The sequence below is a fragment of the uncultured Dialister sp. genome (assembly GCF_900538805.1).
Classification (GTDB): domain Bacteria; phylum Bacillota; class Negativicutes; order Veillonellales; family Dialisteraceae; genus Dialister.
In genome coordinates this window covers 22,718-45,038 of the sequence record NZ_UPZP01000002.1, presented here as the reverse complement: position 1 = coordinate 45,038, position 22,321 = coordinate 22,718, and the positions used below count along the sequence as shown (strand labels likewise).

The 22,321-nt window shown below is 50.8% G+C and carries 18 protein-coding genes; all 18 read left to right on the top strand.

What is annotated here, in order from left to right; all coding sequences use genetic code 11:
* Window positions 1-548 precede the first annotated feature (548 nt).
* The 18 genes from cobI to ftsZ all read left to right on the top strand — a co-directional run bounded on the left by cobI (window position 549) and on the right by ftsZ (window position 22,228).
* The gene (gene cobI, locus QZQ29_RS00540; RefSeq protein WP_296958439.1) at window positions 549-1,259 is read left to right on the top strand and encodes a precorrin-2 C(20)-methyltransferase; all 711 of its coding nucleotides are present in this window, start codon (window positions 549-551) and stop codon (window positions 1,257-1,259) included.
* On the top strand, window positions 1,260-2,654 hold the full coding sequence (locus QZQ29_RS00535; RefSeq protein WP_296958438.1) for a cobyrinate a,c-diamide synthase: 1,395 nt from the start codon (window positions 1,260-1,262) through the stop codon (window positions 2,652-2,654).
* A 42-nt stretch (window positions 2,655-2,696) separates the two neighbouring features.
* The gene (cobO, locus tag QZQ29_RS00530) at window positions 2,697-3,251 is read left to right on the top strand and encodes a cob(I)yrinic acid a,c-diamide adenosyltransferase (protein ID WP_296958436.1); all 555 of its coding nucleotides are present in this window, start codon (window positions 2,697-2,699) and stop codon (window positions 3,249-3,251) included.
* Window positions 3,252-3,755: 504 nt separating this feature from the next.
* Window positions 3,756-4,988 (top strand): aspartate kinase, encoded by a 1,233-nt coding sequence (locus QZQ29_RS00525; RefSeq protein WP_296958434.1) that lies wholly within the window; start codon window positions 3,756-3,758, stop codon window positions 4,986-4,988.
* Between the two features lie 71 nt (window positions 4,989-5,059).
* Window positions 5,060-7,987 (top strand): insulinase family protein, encoded by a 2,928-nt coding sequence (locus tag QZQ29_RS00520; RefSeq protein WP_296958432.1) that lies wholly within the window; start codon window positions 5,060-5,062, stop codon window positions 7,985-7,987.
* The gene (gene gluQRS / locus QZQ29_RS00515) at window positions 7,987-8,931 is read left to right on the top strand and encodes a tRNA glutamyl-Q(34) synthetase GluQRS (RefSeq protein WP_296958430.1); all 945 of its coding nucleotides are present in this window, start codon (window positions 7,987-7,989) and stop codon (window positions 8,929-8,931) included. The genes QZQ29_RS00520 and gluQRS overlap by 1 nt, the downstream gene beginning before the upstream one ends.
* A gap of 410 nt (window positions 8,932-9,341) precedes the next feature.
* A complete protein-coding gene (mraZ, locus tag QZQ29_RS00510; RefSeq protein ID WP_296958428.1) occupies window positions 9,342-9,773 on the top strand; it encodes a division/cell wall cluster transcriptional repressor MraZ in 432 nt (143 codons plus the stop codon).
* 12 nt (window positions 9,774-9,785) lie between these two features.
* Entirely contained in the window at window positions 9,786-10,718 is a 933-nt protein-coding gene (rsmH, locus tag QZQ29_RS00505; RefSeq protein ID WP_296958426.1) for a 16S rRNA (cytosine(1402)-N(4))-methyltransferase RsmH, read from the top strand.
* A gap of 129 nt (window positions 10,719-10,847) precedes the next feature.
* Window positions 10,848-11,243: a cell division protein FtsL gene (locus QZQ29_RS00500; RefSeq protein ID WP_296958424.1), complete on the top strand. Its 396-nt coding sequence runs from the start codon at window positions 10,848-10,850 to the stop codon at window positions 11,241-11,243.
* A gap of 197 nt (window positions 11,244-11,440) precedes the next feature.
* Window positions 11,441-12,952, top strand: coding sequence for a UDP-N-acetylmuramoyl-L-alanyl-D-glutamate--2,6-diaminopimelate ligase (locus QZQ29_RS00495; protein ID WP_296958422.1), 1,512 nt, complete (start codon window positions 11,441-11,443; stop codon window positions 12,950-12,952).
* Window position 12,953: 1 nt separating this feature from the next.
* Window positions 12,954-14,333, top strand: a complete 1,380-nt coding sequence (murF, locus tag QZQ29_RS00490) for a UDP-N-acetylmuramoyl-tripeptide--D-alanyl-D-alanine ligase (protein WP_296958420.1) — start codon at window positions 12,954-12,956, stop codon at window positions 14,331-14,333.
* 1 nt (window position 14,334) lies between these two features.
* Window positions 14,335-15,300, top strand: a complete 966-nt coding sequence (gene mraY, locus QZQ29_RS00485) for a phospho-N-acetylmuramoyl-pentapeptide-transferase (protein ID WP_296958418.1) — start codon at window positions 14,335-14,337, stop codon at window positions 15,298-15,300.
* Window positions 15,301-15,368: 68 nt separating this feature from the next.
* Complete coding sequence (murD, locus tag QZQ29_RS00480) at window positions 15,369-16,718, top strand: UDP-N-acetylmuramoyl-L-alanine--D-glutamate ligase (RefSeq protein ID WP_296958416.1); 1,350 nt, start codon at window positions 15,369-15,371, stop codon at window positions 16,716-16,718.
* A gap of 11 nt (window positions 16,719-16,729) precedes the next feature.
* The gene (murG, locus tag QZQ29_RS00475; RefSeq protein WP_296958414.1) at window positions 16,730-17,848 is read left to right on the top strand and encodes an undecaprenyldiphospho-muramoylpentapeptide beta-N-acetylglucosaminyltransferase; all 1,119 of its coding nucleotides are present in this window, start codon (window positions 16,730-16,732) and stop codon (window positions 17,846-17,848) included.
* 1 nt (window position 17,849) lies between these two features.
* Window positions 17,850-19,250 (top strand): UDP-N-acetylmuramate--L-alanine ligase, encoded by a 1,401-nt coding sequence (murC, locus tag QZQ29_RS00470; protein WP_296958412.1) that lies wholly within the window; start codon window positions 17,850-17,852, stop codon window positions 19,248-19,250.
* A complete protein-coding gene (locus QZQ29_RS00465) occupies window positions 19,240-20,175 on the top strand; it encodes a D-alanine--D-alanine ligase (protein ID WP_296958410.1) in 936 nt (311 codons plus the stop codon). Before murC ends, QZQ29_RS00465 begins: the two co-directional genes overlap by 11 nt.
* 12 nt (window positions 20,176-20,187) lie before the next feature.
* A complete protein-coding gene (locus QZQ29_RS00460) occupies window positions 20,188-21,039 on the top strand; it encodes a cell division protein FtsQ/DivIB (RefSeq protein WP_296958408.1) in 852 nt (283 codons plus the stop codon).
* A 154-nt stretch (window positions 21,040-21,193) separates the two neighbouring features.
* Window positions 21,194-22,228 (top strand): cell division protein FtsZ, encoded by a 1,035-nt coding sequence (gene ftsZ, locus QZQ29_RS00455; protein ID WP_291054572.1) that lies wholly within the window; start codon window positions 21,194-21,196, stop codon window positions 22,226-22,228.
* The last annotated feature ends 93 nt before the right edge of the window (window positions 22,229-22,321 follow it).

Here is a 22,321-nt window from a genome sequence, read left to right as displayed (position 1 = left end):
GACTTCTCCTAAAGGGAAGCGTGTCACTGGATTCTTAGTCGCCCAAGGGCTCCCTACAGCACGGCTATCACGGACTCACTGGATTCTCAGGTCGCTGCCGCTCCCCTACGAATCCAGCTCCTTTGCCACCCTTTAGGGGCCACCCGCTGGCCGGGCTTTAAGGTGTTCGCTTTGTGTGCAGGCTATGCTTAAATAAGAGCCCGGCTCAGAAGTATTGCTGGCTTCTGCCTTCCTGGGGAAGGGGCTCTGGCACTCCGTCACGCAGCACTGGAGACATAAAGCAAGTACCGTAACGCTGACTTTATACTCATCGCCGCCAAAGGCGGCGATACCTTCCCCTCTGAACCCTCTGAACCCTCTGAACCCTCTGAACCCTTTGAACCCTTTGAACCCTCTGAACCCTCTGAACCCTCTGAACCCTTTGAACCCTTTGAACCCTTTGAATCTTTCGACCATAGGCCGGTCAATCTTAAGAATCTTTTGCGGCCTTTGGGCGCAGATGGTACAATATAAAAGTACTATGCATATTTTATGAGGAGGTATTTCATATGAAAAAGGGAAAATTATTTGGCATCGGTGTGGGGCCGGGGGACTCCAAACTGCTTACGGTGAAGGCTGTGGAAGCTATTCAGGCGGCTGATATGATTATCACCCCGAAGACGGAAAAGAAGGAAGGGTCTGTGGCTTTTAACATTGCCAAACCCTATATTTCCGAAAAGACCGCTATCCTTCCCATGGTGTTCCAGATGAATACGGACATGGGCGCTGTGGAGAAGCAGTGGGAGGAGAACCGGAAAATCATTGCGGAAAAGCTGGATGAAGGGAAAAATCTGGTGTTCCTTACGCTGGGAGACCCCATGCTTTACAGCACCTACATGTACATTTTTAATGAATTCAAGGATTCTCCTGATTATGAAGTGGAAACCATTCCCGGTATTCCTGCATTCCTTGGCATTGCGTCCTACATCGGCCTTCCGGTGACGGAATGGGAGGAAAATGTGCTCATCATTCCGGCTACGGCGGACCATGAAAAGTTTGACAGGGCCCTTGCCGCTTCCGACAATGCGGTGATTATGAAGGTATACAAGAGCTTTGCCTTTGTGCAGGAGGAACTCAGGAAACACCATATGATTAAACGGTCCGTCATGGTTTCCCGTGCCGGGCTGCCCGATGAAATCGTGATTCGTGACATTGACAGCCTGCCTGCCGATTATAAGCCCAACTATCTCAGCACCATTATTGCCAAGAGAGATAAATAAATGGCAGCGTTTGACCGTCCCCGGGTGGTCATTGCGGGGACAAACAGCGGAGTGGGAAAAACCACCATTGTCACCGGCCTTCTTGCCTATTTCCACTCCAAAGGCCTCAAGGCCCAGCCTTTCAAAGTGGGGCCGGATTACATTGACCCCGGCTTCCATGAAAAGGCAGCCGGGAGACCTTCCTACAATCTGGATACCTGGATGACGCCGGCGGATCATTTGGTTTCCAATTTCTCCTACCTTTCAAAGGATGCGGATATTTCCATCATTGAAGGGGTCATGGGCCTTTACGACGGCGGCGCAGAAGGGGTTTCTTCCTCCGCCGACATTGCCAAAAGACTTAAGGCACCGGTGATTCTTGTGCTGGACTGCAAGTCCGTGGGCTACAGCATTGCCGCCACGGCCCTGGGTTTCCGTGAATATGACAGAGATACCCACATTGCCGGTGTCATCCTGAACCGTCTGGGCTCCGACCGTCATGAAGCCATGGTGCGGGACGTGATGGAAAAAATCCACATGCCCGTCATCGGTGCTTACCACCGGGACGACGGACTTAAAACGCCGGAGCGGCATCTGGGACTGACGCCGGTAACGGAAATCGAAACGGCGGACCTTATCCGTCATATGGGAGAAGATGCAGGACGCTGGGTGGATACGGAGAAACTCCTTGCCATTGCGAAAAGCGCGCCGTCTCTTACGGTGGAAGAGGACAGGGAGGAAAGGAAGAAGGTTCCCGTCCGCATTGGCGTAGCCAGGGACGAAGCTTTTTCCTTCTACTATCCCGCCAGCCTCCACGCTTTGGAAAAAATGGGGGCGGAGCTGGTGGATTTCAGCCCTCTGAGGGACAGCGTGATTCCTGATGTGGACGGTCTCATCTTCGGCGGCGGTTTCCCGGAAATGTTCCTCCATGAGCTGGAAAATAATCTGTCCATGAAAGAATCCATCCGACAAGCAGCTTCATCGGGCATGCCTATTTATGCCGAATGCGGCGGCCTCATGTATCTCTGCCGGAAAATCCAGGGCTTTGACGGCGATGCCTATGAAATGGCAGGCCTGGTGCCGGGGGTATGCGAAATGCAGAAAAAGCTGCAGCGGGTGGGCTACGTCACAGGAAAAGCCCTCCGGAAGAGCATTATCGCCGACGAAGGAGACATCCTGAAGGGCCACGAATTCCACTTTTCCACTCTGGCCTGCGAAGACGATTTCCCCTGGGCCTATGACCTGAAGGGAACCAGACAGAAAGAAGGCCATCTGGAAGGATTTGCCCGGGATAACGTGCTGGCCAGCTACCTTCACCTGTCTTTTGAAGGAAATCCAAAGGCAGCGGATAAATTCCTGGCTTCCTGTGCGGCGTACAAAAAGAGATATTTTTTATTCATGGAAGGAAATTTCTGATTTCCTTCCATGATTTATTCCTGTCAAGGAAAGGAAGAACATATGGAACAAAAAGGATTGGTTCTTATCAATACGGGGACCGGCAAGGGAAAAACAACGGCGGCCCTTGGAACTGCTGTCCGCGCCTGGGGCGACGGCCAGAGAGTTCTCATCCTCCAGTTCATCAAGGGCGCCTGGAAATACGGAGAACTGAAGGCCATTGAGACCCTGGGAAAGGCGGAAGGACGTATCGAAATCCGCCCCATGGGCGACGGTTTCGTATTCCACAATAAAAAGGACCCGGAAAACGAAGAACGACTGGCGGAAAAGAAAGAACTGGCCCGCAAAGCCTGGGATATGGTAAAAAAAGAAGTCATGAGTGATACATGGGACCTGGTGGTACTTGACGAGGTCAACTACGCCATCCATTTCGGCATGCTGGAAACCGATGAAGTGGCAAAGCTGGTACAGGAAAGACCGCCAAGGCTCAACATGATTCTCACCGGCCGCTACGCGCCGGAAGAACTCATCCAACTGGCCGACACGGTTACGGAAATGACCCTCATAAAGCACGCCTTCCAGAAGGGCATCCGGGCAAGGAAGGGAATAGAGTTCTGAAGGACACGCCCTTATGGACACGCCCTTTCGGGCGTGAGGGTTCAGAGGGTTCAAAAAGGTGCATAGGGTTCAGAGGGGGTGGTGGGCGGCTTCGCCGCCGGTTTTTTGAAAACTTTTACAACCGCCCTGCGGGAGAGGAAAAGCCACCAAAGGCAGTCAGGGAAGCGATGAATCCAAAGGTAAAAGCCGAACTCAACTAACTGCTGATTGCTAACTGCTGTGGGCTCTACGTCAATCCCGTAACGCTCACTATAAACTGCCGCTGAGGGCCACCGCAGCCCTCAGCCCTGAAAGGGCTGCCAAACTTAAGAATTCTCCGGCCCGGAAGGCCGGTTAATTTTAAGAACCTTTTTTCTTTGAACCCTCTGAACCGTTGGAATCCGGAACCGCCCCGCAGCTCCCTGACAGCCCCAATTTCAACAATCTTCTTTACATAAATGGGCGGGCATGATAAAATTTTCTAAGTTGTAGATATATTGATTACTCAGTAAATGAGGGATGTAAATGGCACTTTATGTTAAGAAGTTCGGTGGAAGTTCGGTGGCTACACCGGAAAAAATGCTGAATATTGCGAACCGCGTTCTTCGTGACCGGAAGCCGGGGGATAAGATTGTGATTGTGGTGTCTGCCATGGGCGATACCACCGATGATCTTCTGGATCTGGCATCCCAGGTTTCTTCCGTGAACCATGGCAGGGAGATGGATATGCTCCTGGCTACGGGAGAACAGATGTCCATTGCCCTGATGGCCATGACCTTCAGGAAGCTGGGAGTTCCGGCCATTTCCCTGACCGGGCCCCAGGCGGGCATTATTGCCGGCGGAGCTTACGGTAAAGCACGCATTGACGATGTGAAGCCGGAAAGGGTACTTCGGGAGCTGGAAGAAGGCAAGATTGTCATTGTAGCCGGATTCCAGGGGATTATGCCCAACGGTGACGTGGCCACCCTTGGCCGCGGCGGCTCCGATGCTACGGCAGTGGCACTGGCCGGCGCCATGCATGCGGATATGTGTGAAATCTTTACCGATGTGGACGGCATTTATTCTGCCGATCCCCGTCATGTGAAGGGCTGCATCAAGATGAAGGAAATCACCAATACGGAAATGCTGGAAATGGCAAGGCTGGGGGCCGGAGTCATGCAGCCCCGCAGTGTGGAGCTGGGCATGAAGTATCATATTCCCATTCATGTACGGTCTACATTTACCGATGAAGAAGGCACCATTATTCGGGAGGTATGCACAATGGAAGGAAAAAATGAATCAGTAAGAGGCGTGGCGCAGGATGCCCATGCTGCAAGGATTGCCGTGCTGGGACTTAGAAATATTCCCGGTGTGGCGTACATGGTTTTCTCCGCACTGGCTGAAGACAATATTACGGTGGACATGATTGTCCAGAGCGTGAGAAATTCCAACGATGACAAAACCGATATTATTTTCACCATTGAAGATACAGACCTGCCTGATGCAAAACGGGTGCTGGAAAAGATGAGGGACGAAGGAAAGCTGGAAGAGGTCATTTATGACGATGACACCGCCAAGGTTTCCGTAGTCGGTGCCGGCATGCTCGGTACTCCCGGCGTGGCTGCCCGCATGTTCGGCGCCCTGGGAAGAGCCGGTGTGAACATTGATATTGTGAGCACCTCTGAAATCAGTATTTCCTGTCTCATTTTAAGAAAAGATCTGGACAAGGCAGTGCAGGCCATTCATGATGAATTTTTCCCTGCTGCCAAATCTGAATAATTTACATCTTTTTTAACAGAAAAAGCACAGGTATGCGCCTGCGCTTTTTCGTACGTTCTGGAGGTTTTTATATGAAATGGAAAATAGGCGATATGGTTCACGGTTTTCGCGTGAACTCCATGTCTCATATTGAAGAAGTGAATTCCGATGCCTATCTGATGGAGCACGTGAAGAGCGGCGCCCGTCTCATGTATCTGGATAATGATGATGATAACAAGGTATTTTATATCTGCTTCCGTACCACCCCGGACAATTCCAAGGGAACACCCCATATCATGGAACATTCCACCCTCTGCGGCTCCCGGAAATATCCGCTGAAGGAACCTTTTGTGGAACTGGCCAAGGGGTCTCTCAACACATTCCTTAATGCCATTACCTGGCCGGACAAGACCATGTATCCCATTGCCAGCCGGAATGATGTGGATTTCCACAATCTCATGGATGTGTATCTGGATGCCGTTTTCTATCCCAACTGCCTGAAGAATCCCCAGATTCTCATGCAGGAAGGCTGGCATTACGAACTGGAAAACAAGGATGCCCCCCTTACGTACAACGGCGTGGTATACAATGAAATGAAGGGCGCCCTGTCCTCTCCGGAAGCCATTATGGAAGACCGGGCCATGGAAAAACTTTTCCCCGATACCACTTATGGTGTGGAATCCGGCGGGGATCCGGAAGTGATTCCCACCCTTTCTTTCCGTGAATTTACGGAATTCCATCGTCGTTTCTACCACCCCTCCAACAGCTATATTTACCTCTACGGTGATATGGATATTGAAAAGACCTTGGATTATCTGGACCGGGAATATCTTTCGGCCTTTGATAGAAGAAATGTGGATTCCATGGTCAAGACCCAGGCTCCTTTCAGCAAAAGGGTATCCCTCACAGCGCCCTACGGCATTGCGGAGAATGAAGGCACCGAAGGCAAGGCTATCCATGCCCTCTACACCGCATTCAATGACCACATGTCCACCATGGACTCACTGGCATTCCGCATCCTGAACTATGTGCTCATCGATATGGACGGCGCTCCCCTGAAGCAGGCGGTGTTGGATGCCGGACTTGGCAGCGACCTTTCCGGTTCCTACGGAGACAGCTACAAGCAGCCTGTCTGGATTGTGGAAGCCACGGGCTCTGAAGTGGATAAGCAGGCTGCTTTTGCGGATGTGGTGGACAGCACTCTTCGTTCCATTGCCCTTAAGGGAATAGACAAGGATATGCTGGAAGCAGCTTTGAACCGCACCGAATTCACTGCCCGGGAAAATGACTACCAGGGCAGACCCAAGGGCCTTTTCTACGGCGTCCGTGCCATGGATATGTGGCTTTACGACAGGAATCCCATGGATGCGCTCCGTTACATTGATGATATGAACAGGCTCCGGGAGAATCTGAAGACCAACTATTTCGAAAATCTCCTGCTCCGCTATGTGATTAAGAACCCTCACCAGGTGCTCATTACCATGAAGCCGGAAAAGGGGCTCACCGAAAAGATGAACCGGGAAACTGCGGAAAAGCTGGCATCCTTCAAGAGCAGCCTTTCCGACGAACAGCTGGATAAAATCATGGCTTCCACCAAAGCGCTGAAGGAAAGACAGGCCTCCGGCGAAACGGAGGAAGCGCTGAAAACCATTCCTCTCCTTTCCAGAAAAGACCTGAAGCGTCCGGTGGAAGAAGAGGTGCTGGAAAAAGAAAGCGTATCCGGCGTGGACCATTTCCATTTCCAGGTTCATACCAATGGAATTACCTACGTGAACTTCTATTTCACCCTGGGAAATCTGAAGGAAGAGGACATTCCCTATGCCATCCTCCTTTCCTCCCTGCTTAGAAGCCTTTCCACAACAAAGCACAGCTATACCGAACTGGCCCGTCTGTCCAACGCTTATACCGGGGGCATGAGTTTTGCCCTGAACGGCTACGGGAAGGTGAACGATACTTCCTCCTATCTGCCGGCCCTGACAATCCGTGCCAAGGCGCTGACCTCCAAGACGGACAAGCTCATGGATCTTCTGGGAGAAGTGATTAACCATACCCTTTTCACAGATACCAAGAGGCTGAAGGAACTGATTCTCCAGGAAAAATCGGAATGGGATATGAGCGCCTTTTCCAGAGGCCATACCCTGGTCATGACAAGACTGACTTCCTATTTCTCCAAAGGCGGCGAATTTGCTGAACAGTCCGGCCTTTCCTACTACTATTTCCTGGCGGATCTGGTGAAGCATTTTGATGAAAATAAAGATGCCCTGGAAGAAAAACTGGCCGCCATTTCCAAAAAGATTTTCACAAGAAGTGGTCTTTTCTTTGAAACCATAGGGGAGGAAGAGGAAAAGAAGGCGGTTCTTGCAAATCTTCCTCTTGTGCTGGATGACATGGAAGAAGGGGAGAAAGCAGAACCCCATGTATACAGCTTCCCGCCGGAAAGCAGGAATGAAGCCTTCCTTACCTCCGGCAAGGTGCAGTACGTAGCCAAGGGAGGCAATTTCAAGAGCCATGGCTTTGCATACACCGGCGCCCTCCGTGTCATGGAAACCATTCTCCGCTACGAATACCTGTGGAAGAAAATCCGCGTCCTCGGCGGTGCCTACGGCGCCTTCACCCAGTTCCTCCGGGACGGCACGGCAATCCTCTGCTCCTATCGGGACCCGAATCTTTCCGAAACCATCAAAGCCTATGAAGAACTGCCGACATACCTGGAAAACCTTACCCTGTCGGACCGTGAAATGACCAAGTACGTCATTGGCACCATGGCAGCCGATGAAATCCAGCTCACCCCTTCCATGAAGGGCGAAAGGGCCATGGTTCACTATCTTTCCGGCAATACCAGGGAATCCCGTATGAAGATTCGGGATGAAATCATCAACTGCCAGGTAGAGGATATCCGTAAACTGGCATCTCTGGTGGACAGCGTCATGAAGGACCCCTACATCTGCGTCATGGGCAGTGAAGATAAGATTCAGAAGGATAAGGACCTCTTCGATGCCGTCAGGTCCCTGCCCAACTGATGAACATCCGCACCCGTTTCGCCCCCAGTCCCACCGGCCGTATGCATCTGGGAAATCTGTGGATTGCTTTTCTGAACTGGCTCTGGACAAGACAGCGGGGCGGGAAAATCGTTCTCCGCATGGAAGATATTGACCGGGAACGCTGCCGAAGGGAATATGAAGAGGGCATACTGGAAGACCTGTCCTGGATGGGTCTTGACTTCGATGAAGGCCCTGAAGGCACCTATTCCTATGGCTCCGCCGTGCAGAGCAGACGCTATGATATCTATGGCACTCTTCTTTCTGATATGGAAAAGAAAGGTTATATCTATCCCTGCTACTGCAGCCGAAGTCGTATCCACCAGGTCCTCTCTGCACCCCATGAAGGAGAGGATCGCCCTGTGTATGATGGGCACTGCCGGAATCTGACTGCTGAAGAGAGACAGGCCATGACCAAACAGCCCTGCTGGAGGGTGCGCATGGAAGAAAGCACAGTTTCCTTCATCGACCTTTTCTATGGCACCATGACCAGAACACTGAAGGCCGGCGCCGATGATTTCGTAGTCCGGCGGGCCGACGGCCTGGTGGCCTACCAGCTGGCTGTATCCATCGATGATGGGGACATGGGAATAACCCATGTGTTTCGAGGAAATGACCTGCTGGACTCTGCGCCCTATCAGGCCTGGCTCATAGATAAGCTGGGATATCATGTACCCACCTACGGTCATCTGCCACTCCTGGTGGATACAAAGGGAATTCGCCTATCCAAGCGGCAGCAGGGAATCACTATCAGAGAGCTTAGGAACCGTGGTTACAGGAAGGAAGATCTTATCGGTCTTCTTCTATACCTGGCCGGAGGACTTCCTGAACCCAAACCGGTATCTCTGAGAGAAGCGCTGGAGGATTTTCCTTTTGAGAAACTGCCCGCTTTAAAAAAGAAACACATCATCCTTCCGGTGTCATAAATCATAAAAACGCTCCTTTTCAGGGGCGTTTTTTCTTTTATCTGCCATGGATTATCTATGCCCATCCTGCATGGGATGGGCGGCGATTTCATCAGTGATTCCCCGGAGAATACCATCGCTCTATGAGACCTGCGGCAGGAACGTTTCTCTTTTTTATCTTTTTCCCTTCCCACCAATCCCCACCAAAGTGGGAATTTTTTATATGGTGGGAAATGCCTGACCACAGGAATAGGAGGATTTCAAAGCCGTTTCCTTTCTGCACTATATTTGATTTTATCAGTAAACATCGGATTTTTTGCGATTTTCCACCGCCTCTTTTCCCGTTACCAAACAAACTTTTTTCGTTGTAAGAAAGTGGTGATATGTGGTAGAATGTGGGTAAATGTGGAGGAGGTGGAAGAAATATGTTCATGAATGAGTATTCTCATACCATTGACAGCAAGGGACGTATGATTCTTCCAGCCAAATTCAGGGAGGAGCTGGGAAACAGTTTTGTACTGGCTCCCGGTCTTGATACCTGTCTCTGCATATACCCCAAGGAAAGATGGGACACGCTGATTGCCAAACTGCAGAAGCTTCCTTTCACCAATCACAAGGTGAGAAAGATTATGCGCCATCTTATCGGCAGGGGAACTGAAATGGAATGTGACAGGCAGGGGAGAATTCTGATCCCCCAGCATCTCCGCGCCTTTGCTCAGCTGAAAAAGGACGCCGTCATTGTGGGCACCGGTTCTATCATTGAAATCTGGGATCCGGTGCTTCTTGATGCCGATGAAAATGGGGATGAGTCCATGGCAGATATTGCAGATTCTCTGGATCTGCCGCTGAATTTTGATTTGTAAGGGGAGGGTTTCATGGAATTTCGTCATACCACCGTACTTCTTCATGAAATGATTGATTCTGTGCTGACTGACCCTCATGGCATTTATGTGGACTGCACTCTGGGCGGCGGCGGCCATTCCCTGGCTTTATCGGAAAAGCTGGAAAAGGATGCCATTTTAATCGGGGTGGACCAGGACCAGGAGGCCATTGATGCAGCGTCGGAAAGGCTGAAGGCTGCAGCCTGCCGCCATCTTTTTGTGCGTGATAATTTTTCCCATATTTCTTCCATCCTTGATTCTCTTGGCATAGACAAGGTGGACGGTTTTATCTTCGACCTGGGCGTTTCTTCCCATCAGCTGGATGATGGGGAGCGGGGATTTTCCTATATGAACAACGGGAAGCTGGATATGCGTATGGACCAGCGGAATCCATTGACCGCCTATGAAATCGTGAATACCTATGAAGAAGAGGAACTGACCCGCATTATCCGGGAGTATGGGGAAGAACGGTGGGCAAAGCGGATTGCCAAATTCATTGTTGATTTCCGAAAGGATAAACCCATCGAAACTACCGATGACCTGGTGGGGGTTATCAAGGCGGCTATTCCGGCCCACGCCAGAAGGAACGGTCCCCATCCGGCAAAGCGGACATTCCAGGCCATTCGCATTGAGGTGAATAATGAGCTTGGCATCCTGAAGGACACCATGGAGGCCTGTGTGAACCACCTGAAGGTGGGAGGACGGCTGGGTGTCATTACCTTCCAGTCACTGGAGGATCGGATTATCAAAAATACTTTCCGTGAAATGGAAAGGGACTGCATCTGTCCGCCGGATCTGCCGGTGTGTATGTGCCACCACCACAGGACGGTGAAGGGGCTGGGAAAGGCCATTAAGCCCTCTGAAAAAGAAGTAGAAGAAAATCCACGGGCAAGGAGTGCGGTGCTTCGGGTGGTTGAAAGAGTATAGGAAACAGTTCCCGCTGATTTGGATTGAATTAAGGAAGCGCGGATTCCATAACTGTATCGGATCTTATGGGTCTTTACCGTGTGCTTCCTGCATGGGGAGAGATGTTACATGATATCGCAGAATGTACAAATGATGGATTATATGGCTTCTATACCTCAGGGAATTGCTGTTCCCCGGGAAAGGGAGAGGGAAGAATCCTCATCCCGCAGTTTATTTCATAATGTGATTCTGGGGATTATCATGATTCTTATGCCTTTCCTGGCAAGCACCATTTTGAATGGCATCAATGTACAGGCGGAGTATCATATGCAGCAGGTACGTGCGGAAGTGATGAGTCTGGAAAAGGAAAACTCCGTACTGAAGCTTGAAGTATCAAGGCTGAATGCACCGGTGCGCATACAGAAGCTGGCGGAAACGAAGCTGGGTATGCGTCTTCCTGTACGTAATGTGTATGGCGGCGTGGAAACGGCAAAGGCGAAAGCGGCAGGTGCAGTTTCCACTTCGGTGAATAAGGCAGTCCGGTAATCACTGAGGAGGATATACCAACTCATTTGTGAAATGGAATCGGCGCAGGCTGCCGCTCGGGAAGCGCCGACTGCGTAAAAATTGAATTAAAATTATAAAATCAGCGGCCTTTTTTTAAGGCCGCTATTGTGCTTCCAGGGGATTTAAGCTATCATAAATAATGACGCTTAATTGAAAATTATGCAGAGGTGATTCATTTGAAAACATTATCAGAAATGATTCGTATGACCCCGGTGGATAAGGTACTTGGATCTGCGAATGTTGAAATTAAAGATGTAACAGCTGATTCCCGCAAGGTGGTGAAAGGCGGTTTATTTATCTGCCTTTCCGGTGCCCATGTGGATGGACATGACTTTGTTAATGCAGCTGTAGAAAAGGGAGCTGCTGCCATTGTAGCTTCCAGGGACATAGACGTACCGTCTTCTGTTACCGTGGTGTATGTCAAAGATACCCGGAAGGCCATGGAAGATATGGTACCCTTTTTCTTTGATTATCCCACAAGAAAAATGCGCATGATTGCGTTGACTGGCACTAACGGAAAGACCACCACCACCCATGTGGCAGCCCATATCCTCCACCATGCCGGCCATAAAACCGGTGTTATCGGTACTATCCATGCCCTCATCGGCGATAAGGAAATTCCCACCCACAATACCACGCCCGATGTCATCGACCTTGACCGTATCCTGGCCCGGATGGCAGAGGAAAAGGTGGAGTACGTTTGCATGGAGGTTTCCTCCCATTCCCTGGTTCTTGGACGAGTGGCAGGCTGTGAATTCGACGATGCCGTATTCACCAACCTGACGGAAGACCATCTGGATTTCCATAAAACCATGGATAATTATGTGAAGGCCAAAGCCATCCTTTTCCATATGGTATCGGCTAAAGGGCAGACAAAGAAGGGAAAGTCCGCCTGGGTAAATATGGACGATCCCTATGCCCATGTCATGGAAGAAGGAGTGGATGACAGAACCATCTGCGGCCTTTACACCTACAGTATGATTCATCCGGAAGCGGATCTCTATGCCCATGATATCCGTTTCACCGGGAAATCATCTTCCTTCAAAGTGATCTATAAGGGCAGGGATTATGATTTTGAAACAAGACTGGCAGGACGGTTTAATGTGTACAATACCCTTGGCGCCGTGGGAGCCTGCCTTTCCGAAGGAGTTCCTATGGAAACCATTGTGGAAGGGATGAAAGACTTTAAGAGTGTGCCCGGCCGCTTTGAACTGATTGATGAAGGGCAGCCTTTTACGGTGGTAGTAGACTATGCCCACACACCGGACGGACTGGAAAAGATTCTGACCACGGCAGAAGAAATTACAAAAGGTCGGATTATCGTGGTCTTTGGCTGCGGCGGCGACAGGGACAGGATGAAGCGTCCCATTATGGGCCGTATTGCTGCCAGAAACGCCGATATTGCCCTGGTTACCAGTGACAACCCACGCACGGAAGATCCCGCTTCCATTGTGAAGGAAGTGGCCGCCGGCGTGGAGGAAGTGAAGAAAGAAAAGCCTTCCCTTTCCTATGAAGTCATTGTAGACAGAAGGAGCGCCATCCGCCGGGCCATTGAATTGGCCAAGCCGGGAGATATTGTGCTCATTGCAGGCAAGGGTCATGAAAATTACCAGATTCTAAAGGATAAAACCATTCATTTTGATGACAGGGAAGAAGCTCGCAGTGCACTGAAACTGAAGGAGAAATAAAATGGCATCATTTACACTGGAGGAAATCGAAAAGGCCACAGGAGCTTCCCTTCTCCATCGGGGAGAAGCTGCCTTTGTGGAAGGAGTGAGCACCGACACACGCACCATTTCAACGGGAGAGCTTTTCATTGCCCTCATCGGAGAAAATTTCAACGGCCATGAATTCCTGAAAAGGGCAGTCCTTTCAGGGGCATCGGCTGTTATGATTTCCGACGCTTCCTACGGGGAAGGCCTGGATCCCCGGGTTTCTGTTTTTGTGGTGAAAGATACGAAGAAGGGGCTGGAGGACCTGGCCCATTTCCACAGGATGCGCTTCCATGTGCCGGTCATCGGTGTTACCGGCTCCAACGGCAAAACCACTACCAAGGACATGATTACATCCATTCTTCGCACCCGTTTCCGGGTCACCGCTACGGAGAAGAATTTCAATAATGAAATCGGCCTATCCATGACCCTTCTTTCCATGACCGCCGCCACGGAGGTGTGCGTGGTGGAAATGGGCATGCGGGGCTTTGGACAGATTGCAGAACTCTGCCGTATTGCTTCTCCCACCATGGGGGTGGTGACCAATGTTGGCACATCCCACATCGGCATCCTGGGAAGCCAGGACAACATTGCCAAAGCGAAGAAGGAGCTTATTGACGCTCTTCCTGCTGGCGGCACGGCTATCCTGAACGGCGACGATGAAAGGGTAAGCGCCATGGGCCATGATTTTGAAGGCCGGGTCATCCGCTACGGCCTGAACGGCCGGTATACGGTGCGGGGCAGCGATGTCCGCTATGAAGAGGAAGATACCCGCTATATATGCACCTGCTTTGATGAAGCCTTCAAGGTGAAACTTCACCTTCTTGGCATCCATAATGTGTACGATGCCCTGGCTGCTACGGCGGCAGCCCGGGTGCTTGGCGTGGATACGGGAAAAATCCAGAAGGCCCTGGGAGATTTCCGTCCTGCCGGCCAGCGCCAGTCCGTGGAAATCATAGGAGGCATCACTATTCTGGATGATTCCTACAACGCCAATCCCCTGTCCATGGAAATGGCCTTCCGCTCCGCAAAGCAGATTGGTGGAAGCCATTATTTCCTGGTGCTTGGCGACATGGGAGAACTGGGCCGTTTTGAAGAAAAGCTGCATTATGAAACGGGCCTGAAGGCAGGAGAAATCGGATTTGACGGTCTCATTACTGTGGGGCCCCTTTCCCGCTTCCTGGCCAAAGGGGCAGAGCAGGGGGGAATGAAGAATGTAGTTACCTGCGATACCTGTGAAGAAGCGGCGGAAAAGCTGATGAAAATGGCAGGCCCCGGGGATGTGGTCCTTGTGAAAGGGTCCCATTACATGCATATGGAAACGATTCCTGCCATTTTGAGGGGAGCTAAGGAATAGGATGGAAAGTAATTATTTGATTTATCTGGCGGAATCGGCAGTGCTTACTGTGATTCTTGGATTTTTTGCCATTCCGCTTTTGAAAAAGTTAAAGGCCCGCCAGTCTATCAGGGAAGAGGGGCCCAAGTCTCACCGTATTAAAAACGGCACCCCCACCATGGGTGGGCTTTTCATGCTCCTTGCGGCGGTGCTGGTGGTTGTTTTCAATAAAATGATTGACCCTGCGGTGCTGTGGCTCCTGTTTTTAACGCTGGGCCATGGTTTTCTGGGATTCCTTGATGATTTCATCAAGGCAGAAAAGAAAAGAAATCTGGGCCTTACGGCTAAGCAGAAAATGCTGGGCCAGATTATTTTGGCCGTGCTTTTCTGCTGGGGCGTGGTAGATACCCTTCATCTGCCCTATTCCATAGCCATTCCTTTTACACAGATTGATATTTCCATCGGTCTTCTGTACTATCCCTTCGTGGTTCTTGTCATTGTAGGGGCATCCAATGCGGTGAACCTTACCGACGGTCTGGACGGTCTGGCTTCGGGCTGCTGTGTCATTGCTTTTTCCGCCTATGCGGTGTACTGCTATATGACCGGTTTCAATGACCTGGGATATTACATCATTATCCTGGCCGGCGCCTGCATCGGGTTCCTGTTCTTCAACTACCATCCGGCCAAAATATTCATGGGGGATACTGGCTCCCTGGCCCTGGGCGGTGCCATTGCCGGCATTTCCGTTATGACCAGAACGGAGCTTCTTCTCATTTTCCTGGGTATGATTTTTGTGCTGGAAGCGCTTTCCGTCATAATCCAGGTGGCATCTTTCCAGCTTACCGGAAAAAGGGTATTCAAAATGAGCCCGCTTCACCATCATTTCGAGCTCTCCGGCTGGAGCGAGGTCCATGTGGTATGGGCTTTCTGGATTTTCGAAGGATTTGCAGCCTGCCTGAGCCTTCTTCTGGCTATTCGGGCTTTATAACTTTCATACAAGGGCTGAGCCAGGCCTCGATTCCTGATGTCTCAGCCCGGTTCCGCGGGAGGTAAATTATGAAAAGTGTATTGATTCTTGGCGCCGGCATCAGCGGACTAGGAGCTGCCCATGTCCTTTTACGCCACAATGTGAAAGTACTGATTTCCGATTTAAAGGATTCCATTCGTGATAAAAAAGAAAAGGATGCATTAACCGAGCTGGGCGCATCTTTCCGTTTCGGACCCCAATCCGTGGATCTTCTGGATGGAGTGGATACGGTGGTGGTATCTCCGGTTATCCCAAGGGAGAATCCCATTGTGGCGGAAGCTTTCAGCCGTCACATCGATGTTATCAGTGAAGTGGAACTGGCCTACCGGGTCACAAAAGCGCCGATCCTTGCCATTACAGGCACCAACGGCAAAACTACAACCACCACCCTTTTGGGCAGCATGGTGAGCAGAAGCGGCAAACCCTTCGCCCTGGCCGGAAATCTTGGGATATCCCTCAGCCGGGAAGCGGAGCTTGTGCCTGCAGACGGCGTCATTGCAGCAGAAGTTTCCAGTTTCCAGCTGGAATTTATTAAAACATTCAAACCGAAAGCTGCGGTCATTTTAAATATTACGCCGGACCACCTGGAACGGCACCACACCATGGAAGCCTATGTGGCTGCGAAGGCCCGGATTTTTGAGAATATGGACGGTTCCGACTGCCTTCTTTTGAATGATGATGATTCCTATACGCCTTTCCTGAAAAAGAAGGCGGACACCCATACCCAGGTATGTCTTCTTTCCACCTCCCACGAAGTGGAAGAAGGAGCCTTTCTTGACGGAGATACGCTGGTCCTTCGGAGAAAGGGAAAGGAAATCCGTCTCTGCTCTGTGAAGGAACTGAAGCTGAAGGGAATGCAGAACTATGAAGATGCCCTGGCAGCCTCTTTCCTTGCCTATGAAGGAGGCGTGCCGGTGGAAGTCATTGTTTCCGCACTGAAGGATTTCTCCTCTCTTCCCAACCGCATTGAATATGTAAGGACTCTCCGGGATGTGGAGTACTATAATGATTCCAAGGCCACTAATACGGACGCTGCCATCAAGGGCATGAGCGCCTTCAACAAACAGGTTATCCTCATTGCCGGCGGCTATGATAAAGGAACGCCCTTGGAAGATTTCATGAAGGAAGTTAAAAAGCACACGAAGCATCTCATCCTCCTGGGGGCCGCGGCAGATCGTTTTGAAAAAGCGGCCAGGGAGGCAGGAGTAACTTCTATTTATCGCGTCTCTTCCATGAAGGAAGCGGTGGAGAAAGGAAAAGAACTGGCCCGGCCCGGAGATATCGTCATCCTTTCGCCGGCCTGCTCTTCCTTCGACATGTACCATAATATGGAAGAACGGGGCATGGATTTCAAACGTATTGTTAAAAGTCTTACCTGATGGGAGCAGTCATGAAACGAGTTATACTATCCGGCGGCGGCACGGGCGGTCATATTTATCCCGCCATCACCATTGCCAGGGAGCTGTCAAAACTGGATGATGTGGAATTTCTTTTCGTAGGCACTCCGAACGGCATGGAATCAAGAATCATTCCGAAGGAAGGCTTCAAGTTTGCATCCATTCCTGCCTATGGGCTGAAACGGTCCTTTACGCCCAAAAATCTGGCCATACTCATGAAGACGGCAGGAAGCCTTTTCAAAGCACGGTCCATTCTGAAGCATTTCCATCCCGATGTGGTTATCGGGACCGGTGGATACGTATGCGGCCCTATCCTTATGGCTGCCGCCCTGTCCCATATCCCCACCCTCATTCAGGAACAGAATGTGATTCCCGGCATTACCAATAAGATTCTTTCCCATGTGGTGGATACCATTGCCCTTGGCTATGAGGAGGCAAAGGTTCGTTTCCCAAGGCCTGAAAAATGCGTGTATACCGGAAATCCTATCCGCCCCGATATTATTGAGGCAAAGAGGGAAGAATCCCGCAGGGAGCTTGGCATTGCACCGGATACATTCATGGTTTTGATTACCGGAGGCAGCAGGGGTGCCCGTTCCATCAATACAGCCATGGAAGGGGTTCACCGTCACTTTAAAAATGATGACCATCTCTGCCTTTATCATGTTACGGGGACCCTGGAATATGATAAAATAATAGAAAAAGTCCATGCGGACAAAGAGGGCAGGGTAGGAAAAGCAGGAAGGATTATCAAGTACGAGTACAATATGCCAAGGGCCCTGGCAGCGGCGGATCTGATTATCTGCCGCGCCGGCGCCGTAAGCCTTGCCGAATTGGCGGCAAGGGGCCTCCCGGCCATCCTGATTCCCTATCCCTATGCGGCGGAAGACCATCAGACATTCAATGCCCGGGTCTTTGTAGCTGCCGGTGCTGCTAAGATGATTGTGGATAAGTACCTCACTGATAAAGAACTGATTCAGGATATTACCTATCTGAAGGAAACGCCTTCTACCCTGCGGACCATGTCCGATGCCTCCGCCGGGCTTGGCAGAATTCATGCCGGCAGGGACATTGCCCGTCTGGCCCTCGAACTGGCTGAAAAAGGGAGCAAATGAGATGAATCTTAACGAATATACAAATTTTCATTTTATCGGTATCGGCGGCATGGGGATGCGTGCCCTGGCTGAAATCCTTCTGGAAAAGGGATATTCCGTTTCCGGTTCCGACATGGCCGATTCCCCCATGCTTGCAGATTTCAGGAAAAGGGGCGCCTCCATTTACATCGGCCATGACGCTTCCCATGTGAAGGGGGAAGGGTGCGTAGTGATTTCCTCCGCCATTTCCAAAGACAATCCGGAGCTTCTGGAAGCCGAAAAGAAGGGGATTCCCGTTTTCCATCGTTCCGACGTGCTGGCGGCCCTCCTTGTGGCAGGAAAAGGCATCTCCGTAGCCGGTGCTCATGGAAAATCCACGACCTCCGGCATGCTGGGACAGATTTTTTATGAAGCCCGCATGGACCCCACCATTGTTCTGGGAGCAGCGGCGGATTACATTCATGGGAACTCCATCTGCGGCAAAGGGGACTATGTCATTGCCGAAGCCGATGAAAGCGACGGTTCCTTTTTGAAATTTAGAAACTACATTACCGTGGTGACCAATATTGAAGATGACCACCTGGACCACTACGGAAGCGTGGAAAATATTCGAAAGGCCTTTGGAGAATTCGTCAACCATATTTCCTACGATGATGGTGCCGCCTTCCTCTGCCTTGACAGTGAAGGGGTGCGGGCCATTCTTCCTTCCATCCATAAGAAGGTCATTACCTTTGGACTGGATGAAAAGGCGGACATACGGGCTGTAAACCCAAGATACGAAAACCGCTTCCTCTGCTATGAAGCAGTAAGTGGCGGAAAGGTGCTGGGCACGGTCCGTCTCCAGGTGCCGGGACTCCACAATGTACGGGATTCCCTGGGCGCCCTGTCGGCCTCTTTGTACTGCGGGATTCCCTTTGAAAAAGCGGCTGAAGCCATTTCCCATTTCCATGGGGTGAAGCGCCGCTTTGAAACAAAATTCAGAAATGATGACCTTTGGATTGTGGACGACTATGCCCACCATCCCACGGAAATCAAGGCAACTTTGAAGGCGGCCAGGGAGACTGGAGACCATCGCATTATTTGTGCCTTCCAGCCTCACCGTTATTCCCGTACCAAACTTTTGAAGGATGAATTCGCCGAAGCCTTCGATGATGCCGATATTCTTTTCTTCACCGACATTTATGCGGCCAGCGAAGAAAAGATTCCCGGTGTGGACGGCCATCTGATTCCGGATGCCGTAAAGGCGCGTCTTCCCCATAAGGACATCCGCTATGTGGAGAAGGTGGGGGATGTGGCTGATGCCCTTTATGATTCCATCCGTCCCGGCGATATGGTGATTACCATGGGTGCCGGAAGTATTACCGGCGTAAGTGAAAAATTGATTGCATTATTGAAAGAAAAGGGAATGCCAAGTGATAAGTAAAGAAACAAAAGTAGTCGTTCTTATGGGCGGCCCATCTACGGAAGCGGAAGTTTCCAGAAATACAGGTACCGCCATTGCCGAGGCGCTGGCATCCATCGGCTATCATGTGATTCCCATGGAATATGATCCCCACCATGTGGTGGAAAAGCTGAAGGAAGCGGGAGCAGAAGTGGTGTTTATCGCCCTTCACGGAAAGTACGGAGAAGACGGCACTATCCAGAGCGTTCTGGAACTGGCCAGGATTCCCTATACCGGCTCCGGCGTCACTTCCTCTGCCATTACCATGGATAAAATCATGAGCAGCCACCTATTCAAGCAGGCAGGACTGCCCATGGCCCATTCCCATCCCTATTTTTTGAAAGACGGGAAGGACAAGGTTATTTCCGGCATTCTTTCTGAATTTTCCTTTCCGGTGGTGCTGAAACCGGCCTGCGAAGGTTCCACCATCGGCATTGAAATCGTAAAGAAAGTGGAAGATCTGCCGGCAGCGGTGGATAGGGTTTTCAAAGTGGAAGGACGCATTCTGGCGGAAGATTATCTGGCAGGCGGCGAATTTACGGTTTCCGTCATTGACGGCAAAGCTCTTCCTGTCATTCAGATCTGCCCCCATTCGGGACAGTATGATTACCATTCCAAATATACCAAGGGAGCTACGGACTACATCGTGCCCGCTCCCATTCCTGATAAGCTGGCCCTCTCCATGAGCCGTATCGCCGAAAAGGGCTACCGTATCTGCGAATGCAGCGGTGCGGTGCGCTTTGATTTCAAAACAGACAAAGACGGCAATCCATTCGTACTGGAAGCCAATTCCATTCCCGGTATGACTGCTACCAGTCTTGTACCCAAGGCTGCTGCTGCAAAGGGAATTTCCTTCCCGAGACTCTGTGAAATGATACTGATGGAAGCTGGCCTTGATAAAGTCTGACAGGTCGTAGCTATGGATAATTTTAAAAGTTTTAATGATTTTCTGAAGGAGCAGCATGGGCAGGTGAGCCCGCCGGCAGAAGAGCCGCCGATACAAAAAACGGAGACCCCTCCTGCACCTCCGGAAAAGAAGAAACTCAGGGAAAGTCCAAGGCGGCCCCGCCTCAAGGGAAAGGCCTATGCAGCCGGAGGTCTTGGCGTTCTTGCGGTGATTGGGCTGTCCCTTTTCTTTCTTCCCATTCCTCTGGGGTACATAGACCTTCAGGGGACGGAAGTACTGACTACGGATGATGTGATTTTTGAAGGACAGATTCGCCAGCCTGTGAATGTGCTGCAGGTCAGCTCTTCCAATCTGGAAGAACGGCTTTCCAAAGATATACGGGTGGCTTCCGTGTCCGTGAGCCGCCGTTTTCCCTTCGTCCTTGAAGTCAATGTGACTGACCGTATTCCCCTGGCCATTGTGCAGGATGAATTCGGCTACGTGTTTCTCGACAAGGACGGGGTGGTCATGGATTCTGCCCAGTCCATCAAAAAGGTGAATGTACCGCTCATTACGGGAAAAAGGCTGGGGAATATGCTTCTTGGTGATTCGGCGGCCGGCGGTGAGCTGGATCCGGCCCTGGATTTCCTGAACCATCTGTCTCCTGAGGGGCTTCGGGTATTTTCTGAAATCAATATCGGAAATCCTGATGACATCAAGGCCTATACCAGGGACGGCATTACGGTGAAGCTTGGCAGCGGCACAGACATGGCCGGCCAGGCCCGCCTGGCGGAAAATATGGTGGGCGATGTAAAGGCGAGAGGGCTTTCCGTGGAATATCTGGACGCCAATTTAGCCTCGCCTTTTATAAAGCTGAAAAAATAAATAAAATTCTTTCTTATTCCATTGATAACTGTAGCGAACTTGTGCAAAGTATTGTACAATGTAAGATATGATTGATAAGAAGATGACTGCCAAAATGAATAATGAAAAAATAAGTCAATCTCATGACGCAGAGGATCCTAAAGGAGGAGCGAACATGGAACAGTCTGAAATTGCTAAAATTAAAGTCATTGGTGTAGGCGGCGGCGGAAATAACGCAGTCAACCGCATGATTGATGAAGAAGTGAAGGGCGTTGAATTCATCGCTGTAAATACAGAACTGCAGGTACTGAACAAGTCTGAAGCAGAAACCAAAATCCAGATTGGTGAAAAGCTGACCAAGGGCCTTGGCGCCGGTGCTAAACCGGAAGTGGGGGAACAGGCGGCTGAAGAATCCAGAGAAGACCTGACAAAAGCATTAACCGGCGCAGACATGGTATTCGTTACGGCCGGCATGGGCGGCGGTACCGGCACCGGTGCGGCTCCTGTAGCAGCACAGTGTGCTCGTGAACTGGGCGCACTGACCATTGCCGTTGTTACCAAACCTTTCAGCTTTGAAGGCAAAGTAAGAGCCAAGAATGCGGCAGAAGGCATTGAAAGACTGAAGCAGAATGTGGACGCCATTCTTGTGGTTCCAAACGACAAACTGATGAGCATTATTGATAAGAAAACTTCCATTAAGGACGCTTTCAAGACAGCCGATGATGTTCTTCGTCAGGGAATCCAGGGTATTTCCGACCTGATTACCGTACCGGGCATTATCAACCTGGATTTTGCTGACGTAAGAACCATTATGAGCGATCAGGGCGACGCCCTCATGGGTATCGGCATCGGCACCGGCGACAACCGTGCCAGCGATGCAGCTACCATGGCCATCAACAGCCCGCTTCTTGAAAGAAGCATTGAAGGTGCAAAAGGCATCATCATCAATATTACCGGCAACGAAGACCTGGGCCTCTTTGAAATCAACGAAGCTTCCCAGATTATTACAGAAGCTGCCGATCCCGATGCAAACATCATCTGGGGCACGTCTGTAGACCCGGATTTGGATAATGATACAGTGAAGATTACCGTGATTGCCACCGGATTCGGCGACAAGAAGAAATCTCCTGCTCCTGCCGGCGGCAACCGCTTCAGCAATGCCGTACGTCCGGCAACCGGCATCGCGGTTCCTGAATTTCTGAGAAAGTAATAACTTCTGCAAAGGAGCTTTACTTCTTACAGTCCCGGGCTGGATTGATGCATGTATATGGCAGAGGAGAGGTCCGCCAATGGGACAGCCGAT